Annotated in this window: 15 protein-coding genes; 13 read left to right on the forward strand and 2 right to left on the reverse strand. The window is 55.6% G+C overall.

What is annotated here, in order from left to right; genetic code table 11:
• Positions 1–25: 25 nt before the first annotated feature.
• The 3 genes from ACYQ15_RS02770 to ACYQ15_RS02780 all read left to right on the forward strand — a co-directional run bounded on the left by ACYQ15_RS02770 (position 26) and on the right by ACYQ15_RS02780 (position 2,569).
• Positions 26–1,621: a peptide chain release factor 3 gene (locus ACYQ15_RS02770; RefSeq protein WP_459935998.1), complete on the forward strand. Its 1,596-nt coding sequence runs from the start codon at positions 26–28 to the stop codon at positions 1,619–1,621.
• Between the two features lie 5 nt (positions 1,622–1,626).
• Positions 1,627–1,962: a TraR/DksA family transcriptional regulator gene (locus tag ACYQ15_RS02775; protein WP_459935999.1), complete on the forward strand. Its 336-nt coding sequence runs from the start codon at positions 1,627–1,629 to the stop codon at positions 1,960–1,962.
• A gap of 181 nt (positions 1,963–2,143) precedes the next feature.
• Positions 2,144–2,569, forward strand: coding sequence for an FKBP-type peptidyl-prolyl cis-trans isomerase (locus ACYQ15_RS02780; protein WP_459936000.1), 426 nt, complete (start codon positions 2,144–2,146; stop codon positions 2,567–2,569).
• A gap of 316 nt (positions 2,570–2,885) precedes the next feature.
• Here the strand turns inward: ACYQ15_RS02780 and ACYQ15_RS02785 are convergent, their stop codons facing one another.
• The gene (locus ACYQ15_RS02785) at positions 2,886–4,109 is read right to left on the reverse strand and encodes a response regulator (protein ID WP_459936001.1); all 1,224 of its coding nucleotides are present in this window, start codon (positions 4,107–4,109) and stop codon (positions 2,886–2,888) included.
• Positions 4,110–4,301: 192 nt separating this feature from the next.
• Positions 4,302–4,868 carry a CBS domain-containing protein gene (locus tag ACYQ15_RS02790; RefSeq protein ID WP_459936002.1) on the reverse strand — a complete coding sequence of 189 codons (567 nt, stop codon included), beginning with the start codon at positions 4,866–4,868 and terminating at the stop codon, positions 4,302–4,304.
• A 292-nt stretch (positions 4,869–5,160) separates the two neighbouring features.
• Here ACYQ15_RS02790 and ACYQ15_RS02795 point away from each other — a divergent pair, with 292 nt between their 5' ends.
• The 10 genes from ACYQ15_RS02795 to ACYQ15_RS02840 all read left to right on the forward strand — a co-directional run bounded on the left by ACYQ15_RS02795 (position 5,161) and on the right by ACYQ15_RS02840 (position 14,763).
• Positions 5,161–6,579: a sigma-54 interaction domain-containing protein gene (locus tag ACYQ15_RS02795; protein ID WP_459936003.1), complete on the forward strand. Its 1,419-nt coding sequence runs from the start codon at positions 5,161–5,163 to the stop codon at positions 6,577–6,579.
• A gap of 1 nt (position 6,580) precedes the next feature.
• Positions 6,581–6,925, forward strand: coding sequence for a NifB/NifX family molybdenum-iron cluster-binding protein (locus tag ACYQ15_RS02800; protein ID WP_459936004.1), 345 nt, complete (start codon positions 6,581–6,583; stop codon positions 6,923–6,925).
• Between the two features lie 624 nt (positions 6,926–7,549).
• The gene (locus ACYQ15_RS02805) at positions 7,550–8,107 is read left to right on the forward strand and encodes a CBS domain-containing protein (protein WP_459936005.1); all 558 of its coding nucleotides are present in this window, start codon (positions 7,550–7,552) and stop codon (positions 8,105–8,107) included.
• Positions 8,108–8,171: 64 nt separating this feature from the next.
• Positions 8,172–9,650, forward strand: coding sequence for an SLC13 family permease (locus tag ACYQ15_RS02810; protein ID WP_459936006.1), 1,479 nt, complete (start codon positions 8,172–8,174; stop codon positions 9,648–9,650).
• Between the two features lie 133 nt (positions 9,651–9,783).
• On the forward strand, positions 9,784–10,230 hold the full coding sequence (locus tag ACYQ15_RS02815) for a response regulator (protein WP_459936007.1): 447 nt from the start codon (positions 9,784–9,786) through the stop codon (positions 10,228–10,230).
• A 113-nt stretch (positions 10,231–10,343) separates the two neighbouring features.
• Positions 10,344–10,763, forward strand: a complete 420-nt coding sequence (locus tag ACYQ15_RS02820; RefSeq protein ID WP_459936008.1) for a DUF2628 domain-containing protein — start codon at positions 10,344–10,346, stop codon at positions 10,761–10,763.
• A gap of 312 nt (positions 10,764–11,075) precedes the next feature.
• A complete protein-coding gene (locus ACYQ15_RS02825; protein WP_459936009.1) occupies positions 11,076–11,642 on the forward strand; it encodes a CBS domain-containing protein in 567 nt (188 codons plus the stop codon).
• A 219-nt stretch (positions 11,643–11,861) separates the two neighbouring features.
• A complete protein-coding gene (locus tag ACYQ15_RS02830) occupies positions 11,862–13,283 on the forward strand; it encodes an SLC13 family permease (protein WP_459936010.1) in 1,422 nt (473 codons plus the stop codon).
• Positions 13,284–13,641: 358 nt separating this feature from the next.
• Positions 13,642–14,106 carry a response regulator gene (locus tag ACYQ15_RS02835; protein WP_459936011.1) on the forward strand — a complete coding sequence of 155 codons (465 nt, stop codon included), beginning with the start codon at positions 13,642–13,644 and terminating at the stop codon, positions 14,104–14,106.
• Positions 14,107–14,199: 93 nt separating this feature from the next.
• Entirely contained in the window at positions 14,200–14,763 is a 564-nt protein-coding gene (locus ACYQ15_RS02840) for a CBS domain-containing protein (protein ID WP_459936012.1), read from the forward strand.
• Positions 14,764–14,768 lie beyond the last annotated feature (5 nt).

Genomic DNA, 14,768 nt, shown 5'->3' on the forward strand with positions numbered 1-14,768 from the left:
GATTCACAATTTTCCCTCAACGAACATGAACAAATTACAAAAAGAAGTCGAACGTCGGCGGACGTTCGCGATCATCAGCCACCCGGACGCCGGGAAGACCACGCTTACGGAAAAGCTGCTCCTGTTTGGAGGAGCCATTCATCTTGCCGGGGCGGTGAAAGCCAAGAAGAGTTCCCGCAGCGCCACGTCCGACTGGATGGCCGTGGAGCGGGAGCGGGGCATTTCCGTGACCTCCTCGGTGATGAAGTTCGACTACAAGGGGCATGAGATCAATCTCCTGGATACCCCCGGCCACCAGGACTTCTCCGAGGACACCTACCGCGTGCTCACGGCCGTGGATTCCGTGCTCATGGTCATCGACAGCGCCAAGGGCGTCGAAGTGCAGACCCGGAAGCTGATGGAGGTCTGCCGGATGCGCAACACGCCGATCATGACCTTCATCAACAAGCTGGACCGGGACGGGCTGGAGCCCATTGAACTGCTGGACGACATCGAGACCAATCTGGGGATCGAGTGCGCGCCGCTGACCTGGCCCGTGGGCATGGGCAAGGGATTCAAGGGAGTCTATGACCTGCGCGGAGATGAACTGCGTTTTTTCGTGCCCGACGGACAGAAATCCACCCGGCCCACGGACGTGGCGCATGTCAAGGGCCTGGACGATCCGCAACTGGACGAACTGCTGGGCCGAGACGCAGCGGATCTGCGCCAGGATGCGGAACTGCTGGCCGGAGCCGGGCATCCCTTCGACCTGCAGCGCTATCTGGCCGCGAAACAGACACCGGTGTTTTTCGGCAGCGCCATCAACAACTTCGGGGTTCAGGAATTGCTGGACACGTTTGTGGAACTGGCCCCGCCGCCCCAGGCCCGTCAGGCTGAAACCTCCAAGGGAAACCGGCTGGTTTCGCCGCTGGAGCCGGACTTTTCCGGAGTGGTCTTCAAGATCCAGGCGAACATGGATCCGGCCCACCGGGACAGGATCGCCTTCCTGCGCATCGTTTCCGGGCAGTTCCAGAAGGGCATGCGGGTGCGGCACCACCGGATCGGCAAGGACATGCAGATCGCCAACGCCACCATTTTCATGGCCCATGACCGCAGCGGGGTGGAGGAAGCCTGGCCCGGGGACATCATCGGCATCCACAACCACGGCACCATCAAGATCGGGGACACCTTCTCCATCAAGGAACCGCTGAAGTTCACCGGCATCCCGAGCTTCGCGCCGGAGCATTTCCGCCGGGTCCGCCTGCGGGATCCCATGCGGGCCAAGCAGTTGGAAAAGGGACTTTTGCAGCTCTGCGAAGAGGGGGCGGTTCAGGTTTTCCGTCCGCTGCGCACCAACGACTACCTCCTGGGCGCGGTGGGTCCGCTGCAGTTCGAGATCACCATGGCCCGGCTCAAGGACGAATACAACGTGGACGCCGGGTACGAACCCGTGGACATTTCCGGCACCCGCTGGATCGTGGGCGGTCGGGACGCCAAGAAGTTCATCGCCGAGAACGGCCGGGACATTGCCACGGACATTGACGGCGACATGGTCTACCTGGTTTCCAACCCCTGGCGCCTGGAACGGTTGCTGGAGACGTACGACGACATCGTCCTTCAGACGATCAAGGAGCACAAGTAGGCCGTATGGATCAGGAGAACAGAAGGGTGCTTGAAGCCCGCCTGCGGGAAGAAACCTCCGCCATTCAAGGCCAGTTGAAGGACCTGGAGGAGCGGGCCCAAACCGTGGATCTGGACCAGCAGGCCGTGGGCAGGCTGTCACGCATGGATTCCCTGGCCAACCAAAGCATTGCCATCAATGCTCTGGGAAAAGCCAAAAGCCGTCTGGCGCGCCTGGAACGGGCCTTGGCCAGAATCCAAGACGAGGATTTCGGCTGCTGCGCCGAATGCGGAGAATCCATTGCCCCGGCTCGCCTTCTGGCCATGCCCGAGGCAGTACTGTGCGTGCATTGCGCCGAATAGCTTCCTGGTCCATGGGCTTTGGCCGGCGTCGGCTGATTATATCTGTTTCAGCGTGACTATCCATGGACAGACATGAGATGGGGCAACCCCTTTCCTCATCGCTGGACATGGTTATAATTGGTGGACGGCCGGGAATTTTATCCCGGCCGCGACCATTTTCACCCTAACTTGTGGAGGTCTTATGACACAGGCACAAACCGGCAACAACGTCAAGGTGCATTATACAGGGCGGCTGGACAACGGACAGGTTTTCGACAGTTCCGCGGATCGTGATCCGCTGGAGTTCACCCTTGGTCAGGGGCAGTTGATCTCCGGTTTCGAGAAAGCCGTGACCGGAATGCAGGTCGGCGACAAGAAGACCGTGACCATCCCCGCGGAAGACGCCTACGGAACCCGGCAGGAAGAGTTGTTGTTCTCCGTGGAACGGGCTCAGCTGCCGGATCACATTCAGCCCGAAGTCGGTCAGCAGTTGCAGGTCAGTCAGGACGGTCAGGCCACGGTGGTTACGGTGGCCGAACTCACGGATACGACCATCACTCTGGACGCCAACCATCCCCTGGCCGGTGAAAATCTCACTTTTGATCTGGAAGTGGTCGAGGTGGCCTGATCGTGACTTGAACATATGCGATGGCGGTCATTTTCGGTTGCCAAAAAAAACCGTCCCCTGCGTGAGGTTCCGGGGGCGGTTTTTTTGTATCCACGTCGTAACTACTCAACTGAGGTCCGGCTTACCTTGATTTTCTGGCCTCTCAAACTCCTTCGTCGGCTTCGTAACATCGAATCATTGCAAGGATAAACAACATTTTTGTTTTTGGTGTCCGGCAATGGTTCGATGAACGAAATCTGGCTCAGTCAAAAATGCGAGACCGCAAAATCAATGCACCCGGACCAGTTCCTTATTTCATGTGAACTTTGCTGAGTACCTAATTGCTTGTGTCTCGGGACGAGTCCAGTGTGGCATATGCCCGGCGGATGACTTCGACCAACTCCTTGAAATCCAACGGTTTTTGTAAGCAGGCGAAAGCTCCGTAGCTCAGGCAGGTCTGGATGTCCTTTTCCGTCCCCGCGCCCGAGAGAATGATCACCGGGACATGAGGATGGCCTTGGCGAATCATGTGTAACAATTCCATGCCATTAATCTCGGGCATTTTCAGGTCCAACAGGATTACCTCGGGGTCGTCTTCCTCGACTACTCGTAGCGCCTGCTCACCGCTGGTGACCACGGCCGCGCCCATCTCCCTCATTTTGAGCCGTTCGGACAAGGTCACGGCAAAATCCCGTTCATCGTCCACCACCAGCACCTTGGCTGGGTTTTCAAAATCGAACGGGCGATAGACGTCCGTCCGGTAGAGGTCCGGGCCCATTCTGATTTGCAGGGGAGCCTCACCGATCTCGTTGCGGACGATGACCCGCAGCTCCTCTTCCAGTTTCCCCGGCCGGACTACGTTCTTGTCTACGTGCAACTCGATTTGGTCCAGTTTTACGTCCACCTGGAGCAAATGGCCCTTTACGGCCAGGGCCGCCTCGACCCTGGCGGCCAAGGCGAAATCCTTCGCTGACTGTGAGGATTCCAGAGTAGCCAGAGTCACGGCGCGGCGAGCCCGGTCTTGGATCAGGTGCGCTGCGTCCTGGACTGAGTATGCGTCCATGGGAATCAGGATGTCGCAGGGTGAGGTGCTCACAGAGCTTTTTTGTGTCAGGAAGTCGATCCAGCGAGTTCGCGATTCATCCTCCTGGGCAATCAGTTTGGCCAGGGCCTTGGGGTCCAGATGGTGGAATTTGGCGGCTGTATGGAGCCGGAACGTCTCGTCAGCGGTCAGACAGATCTTGAGCACGTGGGTCATGGTCTTGGGAACCAGAGTGCCGGCCAGTCCCAGGAGCAGTAGGTCGTCGCTGAGCAGATGTCGGGCGACCACTGCCTTGTAGAAACATGCGCAACGTTCACGCTCACGGGTGTAGACGTTGAACATGGAGGGTTTGCCGAACAAGGCGCGATAGAACTTGTTTTCCGAAACTCCGTAGGTCGAAGCGGCTTCGGAGATGATCCGGCGATCCTCCAGGACCTTCAGGGAGAGGGCCTCGGCAACGACGCACGCCACCTCCTGTTCTTGGCAGTAGGCGGTGCTGTACATGGTCAGGATGGGCATGTGGGACCTCGCGATATGCTGCTGATGAAACTCCCAATTTTGTCGAGGCAAAAGGGTTCAATTTTGTAAGGTTATTTTTTTTTGTGTTTGCGCTTGATATCGGCAGGATGGCATCATGCCGGGAAGGAAAATGGGGGGGGCAGGAGGGAGGTGAATTTTTGCATGAATTTTTAGAAATTATTGTTATAATCGTTAATAATACGACTTTCTTTCACATTGGTAGATTTTTTTGCAAATAATCTTATAGAGATCGAAAAATCTGAGTAATCCAACTACACGTTCATTCTCAATAACGTAGAGATATTCGTGACTTGTCGTGACGAAGAGGTGAAACGCGTTTTCTATACGTTCGTCAATATCAATCGATTGAGTCGACCTTGGCCTGCTGTACATGTCGCTTGCCGTAATTTTCCAGGCTTTGTCACACAGATTGGCGAAAGGCTCTTGCCAAAGAAAATAGTCTTTCCTCTTGGATTCAACAACCTGCGGAAGACCAAACCGGATGTCGTCGGTGAAGCTGTTGGTCTTGTCATACTGTGGTTCCAAAGCGCGGACGACATCTCGGGGAGAAATTTTACCGACGATATTTTTATCTTTGTCCTCCACAAGGAGTACCGTCTGCTTGGAGATTTTGGCCTTGAAATCCCATTGCGCCTTTTCCAGCGCCATGATGATGTCGAAAAAAAAGGTATGCTCTGAAACTTTTGGAAAATCGTCAATCGGACACGTCAGTTCACGAATGGTGGGCATTGAGTCCATGCATATACTCCAGGAGCCGTATGCGGATGTCTCGCATCTGGCTCTGAATTGATTTTCTTCGTCCTTGGTAACAGTTATGCCGGATTGTCGGTATCAGTCAACAAGTACCGGCATGCCCAGCAATGGCCAGATCAGAAGCACGGCAAGGGCCTTCAGGGCTTGTCAGGGTTGTTGCCGGACCAGGGAGAGCGTGATAGTATTTTTGTTTCATCATGAGCGAAAATGACACAATTAGAGACATTTTCAAAGCCTTGATCAACAAGCCAAGCCTACAAGACAGTGGAACCTTCTCATGAACAAGAACCAGATTGATCCCGAAGTCCACGGCCTGTTCAACAGTCCGGTGTCGTTTCAGCATCTTTTTGATGAAATTCCTCATGGTGCCTTTCTGTTGGACCGGGAGCGCCGCATCGTGTCCGTAAACACAGCCTTTGAGGCCTTGACCGGTTTTTCGCGGGAACAGGCCTGCGGTATTTTTTGCGGGAATATCGTCCGCAATACCATCTGCATACAGCATTGCCCGGTGTTGCCTCATGTCGGGGACGGCACGGGAGAATGCCCGGCCGGGAATATCATTGCCAGCGACCGCAAGAAGATTCCCGTGCGGATCGTCCTGGCCCCGATCTACGATTTAAATGGGGAGTGCCAGGGATATCTGGAGACCATCGAGGACCTGCGGTCAAGCGAGAAATGGGATTGGGAACGCGTCCATGCCGAAAGGTACGGGCACCTCATCGGCAACAGTCGGGAGATGCAGCGGATTTTTCAGATTTTGCCCATGATCGGTCAGACCGACTCCTCGGTGTTGATCACAGGAGAAACAGGGACAGGCAAGGATGTGGTCGCCGAGGCGATTCACCATGCCTCGGACCGGTCCAAGGGGCCGTTCATCAAGGTCAATTGCGGCGCGTTGCCGGAAACGCTGCTTGAATCGGAACTGTTCGGTCATCAGAAAGGCGCCTTCACCGGGGCGGTGGAGAGCAAGCCCGGGCGATTTCGACTGGCGCACAATGGCACCCTGTTTTTGACCGAGATCGGCGATCTGCCCTTCAATCTGCAAACCAAACTACTGTCTTTTCTGGACGACAAGGTGGTCTATCCTTTGGGCAGTTCCAAGGGAATCAAGGTGAACGTCCGTGTGGTTGCCGCCACTTTGCGCAACCTGGAACAGATGGTTCAGCTCGGGGTCTTTCGGAGCGATCTGCTGTTTCGATTGAACGTGGTCCGCCTGCATCTGCCGCCCCTTCGCGAGCGGGAGGGGGATGTCCGGCTGCTGCTGGACCAGTTTCTGCGCGTTTTTTCCTCCCAGTTCAAGAAGAATATCGCGGGCTATTCGGATGACGCCTTGCGGGAGTTGTTGTCCTTCCCTTACCCGGGCAACGTCCGGGAGTTGCGGAACATCGTGGAGTATGCCGTGAACATTTGTCAGGGGGATCAAATCCTGACTTCGCATCTTCCGTTGTATGTTCTGGAAAGCAAGACCCTGCCGCAGCAGGAGGCCATCCCCCAGGAGATTCGCACATTTATCCCCCAGCAGGAGGCTCAACCCATGGCCAATCCCATGGAGGTGACCTGGAAGGACATGGAGAAAAAAATGATTCTGGAAGCCTTGGCCCAGGCCAAAGGCAAACGCAGCCGGGCCGCAGAGATCCTCGGCTGGGGGCGGAGCACTCTCTGGAGAAAAATAAGGGAATACGAGTTAGACAATTGATATGATCAAAAATCCAAATATCAGAAGCGTGCTTGTGGTGGTTCATGAGGGAGAAGTCGCTCCACGGTTCGATCATGTCCTGGAAGCCGTGCTGGCCACGGAAGACGAGGATGCGAAACATAACCTGATCATGCCGCAGTCTTCGGCCGAGGAGCTTTGTCATTTGATACTGAAGGAAAATGTCCAGGAAGTCGTCTGCGGAGGCATCGAGGACGAGTATTATCAGTACCTGACATGGAAAAAGGTAAAGGTGCTGGACAACGTCATCGGCCCCGTGGACTGGGCTCTCCAGCGCTGGAAGTCCGGGGATCTTCAGGCCGGGGACATTCATCGTTTGGAAGCGTAGCTGATCCTTTCCGTGATGTTCATGATATCCACAGCGGGCTGAGAAACGAAACAGTAGCTGGCCCGGGTTGCTTTTGATTCAGTGGTCTCGCATGTTTAAGCCAGGATCCGTTCAACGAACCATTGCCGGGCACTTGAAGCACAAATGTTATTTGTTCACGCAATGGATCAATGCCACGAAGAGGTGATAAAGTTTGCGAGGCCGCATTCAAAGCAATCCAGAACTTATCTGAATAGTTCTTTTTTTATTTTTTTCTTAAGCTGACAATATAATCAATTGGTCCGACGATCTGCGTCGGATGCTGAGAGCGTGTCCTCGAGCGAGGATGCGCTTTTTTTTTGCGCTCCTGCAGGGCGAACTCCGGAGATGTGTGATTTGCGTGGTGTACGAGGTAGGCATGAAAACATGTGTGTTTCAAAATGTGCCGGAAATGGTGTCTCGTTTTGTTCCGATATGTCTTGTTTTGTTTCGCTTCGATGTTGGCTCTGTATCTCATGAAAATACAATATGTTGAAATAATGGGATAAATCTCTTGGCATGTGCTTTGCTTTGGCGACAACATCTGAAGTGGCAGGGGCAGATTGTAACTCAGGCGACATAACATACAAAATGACGGAGGAGCCAATGGCTGCGAACACAGTTGAGTCTTTAATGGTTCCAGTGGACAAGTTTCCGCGAATCTCCCAGGACGTGACGTTCTCTGAAGCGGTCCTGGCCCTGGACAAGGCCCTGGAGGAATTCATGGATGGCAAGCGGGAGCAGCGCATCCTGCTGGTTTACGACAATGAAAACAGAATTGTGGGCAAGTTGACGCCCATTGACGTGATCCGGGGGCTGGAGCCCAACTACGGCAAGCTGGTGGACACCCATGCCAGTGCATACGTGAGCAATTTCGAATACGTCATCGCCACCATGCGGGAGCAGGCCCAGCACTTGTCGGCTCCCTGGGATGACCTTTGCGTCAAGGCCAAAAACGTACGGGTCAAGGAATTCCTGCGCAAGCTCACACCGGCTCAGGTAGTGCAGGCATCAGACTCGCTGAACGAAGCCCTGCATCGGTTTATTCTTGGGGGTCATGATTCCCTGTTCGTCACGGACGGTCAGAAACTGGTGGGCGTGATCCGCTTTTCGGACGTGTACAGAGAGATTCAGGGCAAGATCAAGGGCGTGTGCAAGGCCTGATCCGTGTCGATCTCTGGAATTGTTCATAAACGAATCAAATTTGTATCCTCCCGGAGGTTTGCATATGAGTGCTCAAAAGTCCAAGGACGTCGCGGATTACAGACAACCCCCCGATGAGATCGTGGTGCATGAGGAGCCCACGGGCGTCCAGCAATCGGGGACAACCATCCTGATTAAAATACTCATCGCCCTGGGCATCGGTGCGGGCATATTACTTCTGCCCACGCCGGACAACCTGCCGATCGCAGGCCATCGCCTGGCGGCGATCCTCCTGCCGGTGATCTTTTTGTGGGTCACGGAGGCCATTCCCATCGGCATCACGGCCCTCTGTGCCACAGCAGCCATGATCGCGCTGCAGGTGGCCACTCCCAACGACGCATGGATGCCCTACGCCAACAATGCGGTCATGTTCGTGCTGATGATCATCATGTTCGGCGTTGTCCTCAACGAAGTGGGCCTGGCCAAGCGTTTGCTCTTCTGGATCCTCAAGTTCGCCGGGACCAACGTGTTGAAGCTGAGCCTTTTCGTCGCCATCAGTTGCACCATGCTGGCCACCATCTTCCACGACGCCACGGTGACCATCATCATGTGCTTCGCCATTGTGCCCGTTTTTGTGGCCATGGGCATTACGCCAGGCAAAAGCACACGCCTGAGCAAGTTTTTCATCATCCTGATCCCGTTGGCCTCCTCGGCGGGTGGCTTCGGCACCCTGCTGGGCGGCGGGCGCAACCCGTTGGCCGTGGAGATTCTGACCAAGTACATGAAGGACACCACCGGTATCGATATATCTGTCGGTTTTGTGCAATACATGATCATTCAGTTTCCCTTGGCCATTCTCACGGCCATAGCCACCTGGCTGGTGGTGTATTTAATTTTCCGGCCCGAGGAGAAGGAACTACCCGCTTCGGTTAGGGTTGAAAGCATGCCCAAGATGTCCAACGCGGAATTGGGCGTATCCCTGGTGTTCATCGGCGCCTTCGTGCTCTGGTTCATCGGCGATTTTACCGGCCTGCACCTGACAGTGGTCGCGGCCCTGGCCTTGTTCGGGTTCACCGCCCCGGGCTGGATCTCCTTCAAAACCATCTGCGACAAGTTCCCTTGGGAGTCCTGGATCGTGTTCGGCTCCGGAGTGTCACTGGGTGCGGCCATGCTCAAGACGGGCCTGGGCAAGTTCCTGGCCGAGTCCTTCCTGCCGCTACTTGAGGGGCAAAGCACCTTCGTGGCCTACTACGGCATGGGCTTCTTCGGCTCTTTCATGTCCAGTCTGATGAGCAACTCCGCGGCCGTGGCCCTGAGCCTGCCCGTGACCCTGCCCCTGGCGGACATGATGAACATGAGCGCCTTTGCCGTGGCCATGCAGGCGCCCATTTCCTGCTCCTTCATCATGCTGGTCATCGGTTGCCCGCCGACCATCATCGCCTACTCCACCGGATATTTTTCCCAGGTGGAGTTCATCAAGGTGGCGGTGCCTTGGTGTCTGATCCTGCTGGCTCTGACCACGCTGTACATGATGTTCTACTGGCCGATGATCGGGTTTGGTTGATCCGAAGGTTGACAGTTGTGGATTCTCTTGACAGAGGATGTTGATTGCCGACGCGACGGGGATTTTCAATGTGTGGTTCCCGTCGCGGATTGATCAAAAATGCTGGCGCAACCTGGTTGCAAAGGAGATTTGTATGTCGGCGGAAAAGTTGCAGTTGTTGCTGGTGGACGATGAGGAGCGGTTTCGGACAACCCTGGCCAAGCGCTTTGTCGAAAAAGGTGTCGACGTGGCCCAGGCTGGAGAAGCGAAAACCGCCTTGAAGCTGATTCGCGAAACATCCTTCGACGTCATCGTCCTGGACATCAAGATGCCGGAAATGGACGGCATTGAAGCCCTGGGCGAGATCAAGAAGATCAACCAGTCCATTGAGGTGATTCTGCTTACCGGCCATGCCGCGGTGGACTCGGCGGTGGAAGGGATGCGGCTGGGGGCATTCGATTATATGCTGAAGCCTTGTGAGTTCGAGCTTCTTTTAGAGAAGGTCGAGGCAGCCTACAAGGTCAAGCAGGACAGGGACGAGCGGTTGCGCCAGGCCGAGGTCCGCAGTCGCCTGGACCGGATTCAGAAAAGCTGGAGATAGTCGACACGCTCATCCGTTCTCAATCCCGCAAGGCGACCGGGACGGATGAGCGTCGGGAATGATTGGTCGACACGACGTTGTGAACAAACCTTTGACCTAAACATAAAGACGGCATGATAAATTTACCCATACCCATACCCAGTATCTTTCGCTCCGTAAAACAATATCATATTTTTGAACATCCGGATCAGGGGCGTCAGGTTGTCAAACATGGTTTTTCCTGGCCGGCTTTTTTTCTGGGAATCTTTTGGATGGCAGCCAAAGGCCTTTGGAAGTTTTGCGGCATCTGGTTTGCGCTTATATTGGTCATGATGTTCGTCGAGAACGCCATAAAGTCCATGGAGCTTGATGCTTGGCTGAAGCCCTTTATCAATTTTGCGGTTCTCTCTGTCTACATGGGGATCATGCTCTATCCGGCTTTCAAGGGCAATGAGTGGCGGGCCAGGAAGTTGATGGACAAGGAGTACGTCTGGAAGGGAACCGTGGAAGCCACAAGCCTGGCTGGAGCCATGAAGATGCAGCAAGACTCCTGATTATCTGGCCAACTTTTCCCATCCCTCCTGTGCAACGCCCGGTCGAGTCGTATCTCGGCCGGGCGTTTTTTTTTTGATCGTTCCCACGCTCCAGCGTGGGAACGATCAACGCCTCGGCATGGGGTTGTCAGTCCCGAACCGTTTCATAGCGTACACTCTTGGGCGTTTCTTTTTGTTTCAAAATGTATTTTAATTCAATTTGGCAATTCTTGACACATTTTTCACGAATAGGTTAGGCATGTATAAACACGGACAAGCCAAAAACGTCTTCTCCGGAGGCGTTTACAACAGCAGCTACAGGAGGTGAGCGGTATGGTAGAGAAGACCGTCGTCCGGGATTTGATGACTCCCGTGGGGGATTTTCCCCGCATTTCCCAGGACGTGAGTTTTGGTGCGGCTGTGGCGGCCTTGGACAAGGCCCAGGAAGATTTCGTCTCCGGTCGCGCCAAGCAACGCATTTTGCTGGTGGAGGACGAGCGAAGTCGGATCATGGGCAAACTTTCGCCCATGGACGTGATTCAGGGGCTGGAGCCGGGGTACGTGCGGGTGATTGACACGGAAAACCTGCGCTTCCGGGACGTGGACTACGTTGTCCGGACCATGCAGGAGCAGACCCGGCTCTGGGCCAAGCCCTTCGACGATCTGTGCAAGACCGCCCAGGACGTTCAGGTGCGGGAGTTCCTGCGCAAGCCCTCGGAGAGCACCCTGATCAAGGCCGAAGACTCCCTGGATGCCGCCTTCCATCGCTTTGTGGTCGGCCGGCACGACTCCTTGTTCGTCCAAGAAGGAAAAGAACTGGTCGGGCTGCTCCGTTTTTCCGACGTGTACCGGGAAGTCTCGCGCAGAATCAGGGATGTCTGCACGGCTGATTGGCCGTAACTCCTCAGCTTGGCAGGTGAAAATGGAGATGCTCAAAAACTTGTGCCAAGCACGACCTGGATGCCCGCCTTCGCGGGCATGACGAGCTTGGTCAAGCATTCCAAGTCATTCCCGTGAAGGCGGGAATCCAGGCCTTGGTACTGCCAAGCGAGAAACGTTGCTGAGTAGTTGCGACTAATCCACACAGCATGCGACAGTTACGCAAGGAGGACTATTGATATGGCTGAAATGGCTGAACAAGCCCCTCAATCCACATCGAGCATCCTGATCAAGGCCGCCATTGCCTTGGGCCTGGGGCTGTTCGTCTTCATCTTGCCCACTCCCGACAACCTGACGCCGGAAGGGCATCGCCTGCTGGCCCTGCTGACCACCGTGGTCATCCTCTGGGTCTCTGAGGCCATCCCCATCGGCGTCACGGCTCTGCTGGCCGGGGCCGGATTGATCATGTTCAACGTTCAGACTCCGCATGACGCCTGGGCGCCCTTTGCCAGCCCGGCGGTGATGTTCGTGCTGATGATCATCATGTTCGGCGTGGTGCTCAACGAGGTGGGTCTGGCCCAGCGATTGATGTATCACCTGCTTAAATTCGCCGGGACCAGGGTCAAACGGCTCAGCTTCATTCTGGCCGTGGGCTGCACCATGATGGCTACGATCTTTCACGACGCCACGGTCACGGTCATCATGGTCTTCGCCTTCGTGCCGGTATTCATGGCCATGGGGCTGAAACCGCACCAAGGGCACACGTTGCCGAAGTTTTTCATCATCCTGATACCTTTGGCCGCGTCCGCCGGCGGGTTCGGCACCCTTCTGGGCGGCGGTCGAAACCCCCTGGCCACGGAGATCCTCTACGTCTTCACCGAGCAGTCGCCCAAGTTCCTGGAGCCCGTGGTCATCGGGTTCATGGAGTACATGCTGATCCAGTTCCCCATCTGCCTGCTCACGGCCCTGGCCACCTGGAGCGTGCTCTGGCTGATTTTCCGGCCCAAAGAGAAGGAGCTCGTCGGCGTCAAGCTGGACTATCCCGGCCCGATGACCGGCAAGGAAAAAGGGGTGCTGGTCGTGTTTGTGGCCACCTTTGTTCTCTGGTTCATGGGCGACCTGACCGGCTGGCATGTGAGCATTGCCGCGGCCCTGGCCATTGCCGGATTTTGTGGCCCGGGCTGGATCTCCTTCCGGACCATTTGCGACAAGTTCCCCTGGGAATCCTGGATCGTCTTCGGTGCGGGCGTGTCCCTGGGCATGGCCATGCTCACCTCCGGCGCGGGCATCTTCCTGGCTGAGACCTTCCTGCCGCTGCTGGACGGCAAGCCCTCATTCGTCGTGTATTACGGCTTCGGCTTTTTCGGGTCGTTCCTCTCCAGCCTGATGAGCAACTCCGCGGCCGTGGCCCTGATGCTGCCCATCACCCTGCCCATGGCCGAGATGATGGACATGTCGCCCATGGCCGTGGCCCTGCTGGCGCCCATGACCACGTCCTTCATCATGCTGGTCATCGGCTGCCCGCCGACCATCATCGCCTACAGCTCGGGCTACTTCACCCAGGTGGAATTCGTGAAGGTGGCCGTGCCTTGGTGTCTGGCTCTGCTGGTGGTCTGCACGCTGTCCGTGATGGTTTATTGGCCGCTGATCGGGTTCCAATAACCACGAAAGCCGATCCGGCTTTTTCCTGCCCCGCTGGGAAGCTTTGGCTTTTCGGCGGGGCTTTTTTTTTGTGAGAGATCGAAAGCAGAAGTCAGGATTCAGGAGTCAGAAGTTAGAATTCAGAATTCAGGAGGTGGGAGTTCCGATCTCCGATCGTTCCCACGTGGAGCGGGGGAACGATCAGGCCGGAAAACCTTCACGTTATAATGAGTGATCGTAATTGTCTCGTTTTGTTTCTTTTTGTTTTTTTATAATGTTTCATTATGTGTTACTTTTTGAAACAAGAAGTGGCTTGAATTTTTAACTGCCTGACATTTAAAGTTTTTTATTTTGGCACAATCATTGCTTATGGAAGAGCGTGGTTGGATTTGCTGGGGTGGTTGTTTTCCGGTTTATCGGCCGCGGCGGATGGGGCGAAGCGTCTGAAGATTTTGCAACGGGACGGGTGGGCATGTCTGAGATCAGGTCTCCGATTGTGTTGGTTGTCGAGGAGGATTCTGCTTTTCGGGCGACCTTGGCCGGCCATCTGAGGGCGCACGGTTTTGAGGTGCTTGCGACGGAGTTGACGGACGACATGGGGCTTGTCCTGCAGCAGCAAAGGGTCGACGTCGTATTGCTCGGGTTGGCGGGATTGAAACAACAGGGGATCAGTCTTTTGAAGCTGATTCTTGAGGTCAGTCCTTCCAGCAGGGTGGTCCTGATGAACAATCTGGAGCACATGAGTCTGTCCATGACGGCCATGAAGCTTGGAGCGGTGGATGAGGTGAGTATACCCGTGGACATGGAACTGCTGGTGGAGAAGGTCCGTTCGGCCGTCGGCTGAGACGAAGGCTGGTGGTCCGGTAGCGTTGCAAAAGAGGCGAAACGAGCGGTGCGGAAGGAGCAAGGCCGAACAGGCAAAACAAACAGGAGGCAAATGATGGTAAAAACCAAGGTTCGAGAACTCATGATCCCGGTGGCGGATTTTCCCCGGATTTCCGACGAAGCTACATTTTCCGAGGCGATCCTGGCCCTGGAAAAAAACAATGACGCATTCATGGCCGGTCAAGCCAAGCAGCGCATTACCCTGGTGCATGACGCAAAGAACAGGATCGTGGGCAAGTTGACGCCCGTGGACGTGGTCCGCGGACTGGAGCCGGGTTACGGCAAGATGCCGGTGGACATGAACTACAGCTCCTTCGCGTCCACGTATCAATACGTCATGGAAAAGGCCCAGGAGCAGACCACGCTCTGGTCCAAGCCCCTGGACGATCTCTGCAAGACGGCCGAGGACGTGAAGGTCAAGGATTTCCTGCGCCACCCCACGGAAGCCCACCTGGTCAAGGCGGACGACTCCCTGAACGAGGCCCTGCACCGGTTCGTCCTGGGCCGCAACGACTCCCTGTTCGTGACCGAGAACGGGCATCTGGTCGGTCTGGTCCGGTTCTCCGACGTCTATCGGGAGATCCAGCAGCACATCAAGAACGTCTGCAAGATATGATCGGG

The sequence above is a fragment of the Desulfonatronum parangueonense genome, from assembly GCF_054656975.1.

Excerpts from the sequence above, each read along its gene's own strand:
- ACYQ15_RS02780 (WP_459936000.1), top strand. The coding sequence starts at position 2,144 with ATGACACAGGCACAAACCGGCAACAACGTCAAGGTGCATTATACAGGG.
- ACYQ15_RS02790 (WP_459936002.1), bottom strand. The coding sequence starts at position 4,868 with ATGGACTCAATGCCCACCATTCGTGAACTGACGTGTCCGATTGACGAT.
- ACYQ15_RS02785 (WP_459936001.1), bottom strand. The coding sequence starts at position 4,109 with ATGCCCATCCTGACCATGTACAGCACCGCCTACTGCCAAGAACAGGAG.
- ACYQ15_RS02820 (WP_459936008.1), top strand. The coding sequence starts at position 10,344 with ATGATAAATTTACCCATACCCATACCCAGTATCTTTCGCTCCGTAAAA.
- ACYQ15_RS02800 (WP_459936004.1), top strand. The coding sequence starts at position 6,581 with ATGATCAAAAATCCAAATATCAGAAGCGTGCTTGTGGTGGTTCATGAG.
- ACYQ15_RS02815 (WP_459936007.1), top strand. The coding sequence starts at position 9,784 with ATGTCGGCGGAAAAGTTGCAGTTGTTGCTGGTGGACGATGAGGAGCGG.
- ACYQ15_RS02795 (WP_459936003.1), top strand. The coding sequence starts at position 5,161 with ATGAACAAGAACCAGATTGATCCCGAAGTCCACGGCCTGTTCAACAGT.
- ACYQ15_RS02775 (WP_459935999.1), top strand. The coding sequence starts at position 1,627 with ATGGATCAGGAGAACAGAAGGGTGCTTGAAGCCCGCCTGCGGGAAGAA.
- ACYQ15_RS02825 (WP_459936009.1), top strand. The coding sequence starts at position 11,076 with ATGGTAGAGAAGACCGTCGTCCGGGATTTGATGACTCCCGTGGGGGAT.
- ACYQ15_RS02770 (WP_459935998.1), top strand. The coding sequence starts at position 26 with ATGAACAAATTACAAAAAGAAGTCGAACGTCGGCGGACGTTCGCGATC.
- ACYQ15_RS02810 (WP_459936006.1), top strand. The coding sequence starts at position 8,172 with ATGAGTGCTCAAAAGTCCAAGGACGTCGCGGATTACAGACAACCCCCC.
- ACYQ15_RS02840 (WP_459936012.1), top strand. The coding sequence starts at position 14,200 with ATGATGGTAAAAACCAAGGTTCGAGAACTCATGATCCCGGTGGCGGAT.
- ACYQ15_RS02830 (WP_459936010.1), top strand. The coding sequence starts at position 11,862 with ATGGCTGAAATGGCTGAACAAGCCCCTCAATCCACATCGAGCATCCTG.
- ACYQ15_RS02805 (WP_459936005.1), top strand. The coding sequence starts at position 7,550 with ATGGCTGCGAACACAGTTGAGTCTTTAATGGTTCCAGTGGACAAGTTT.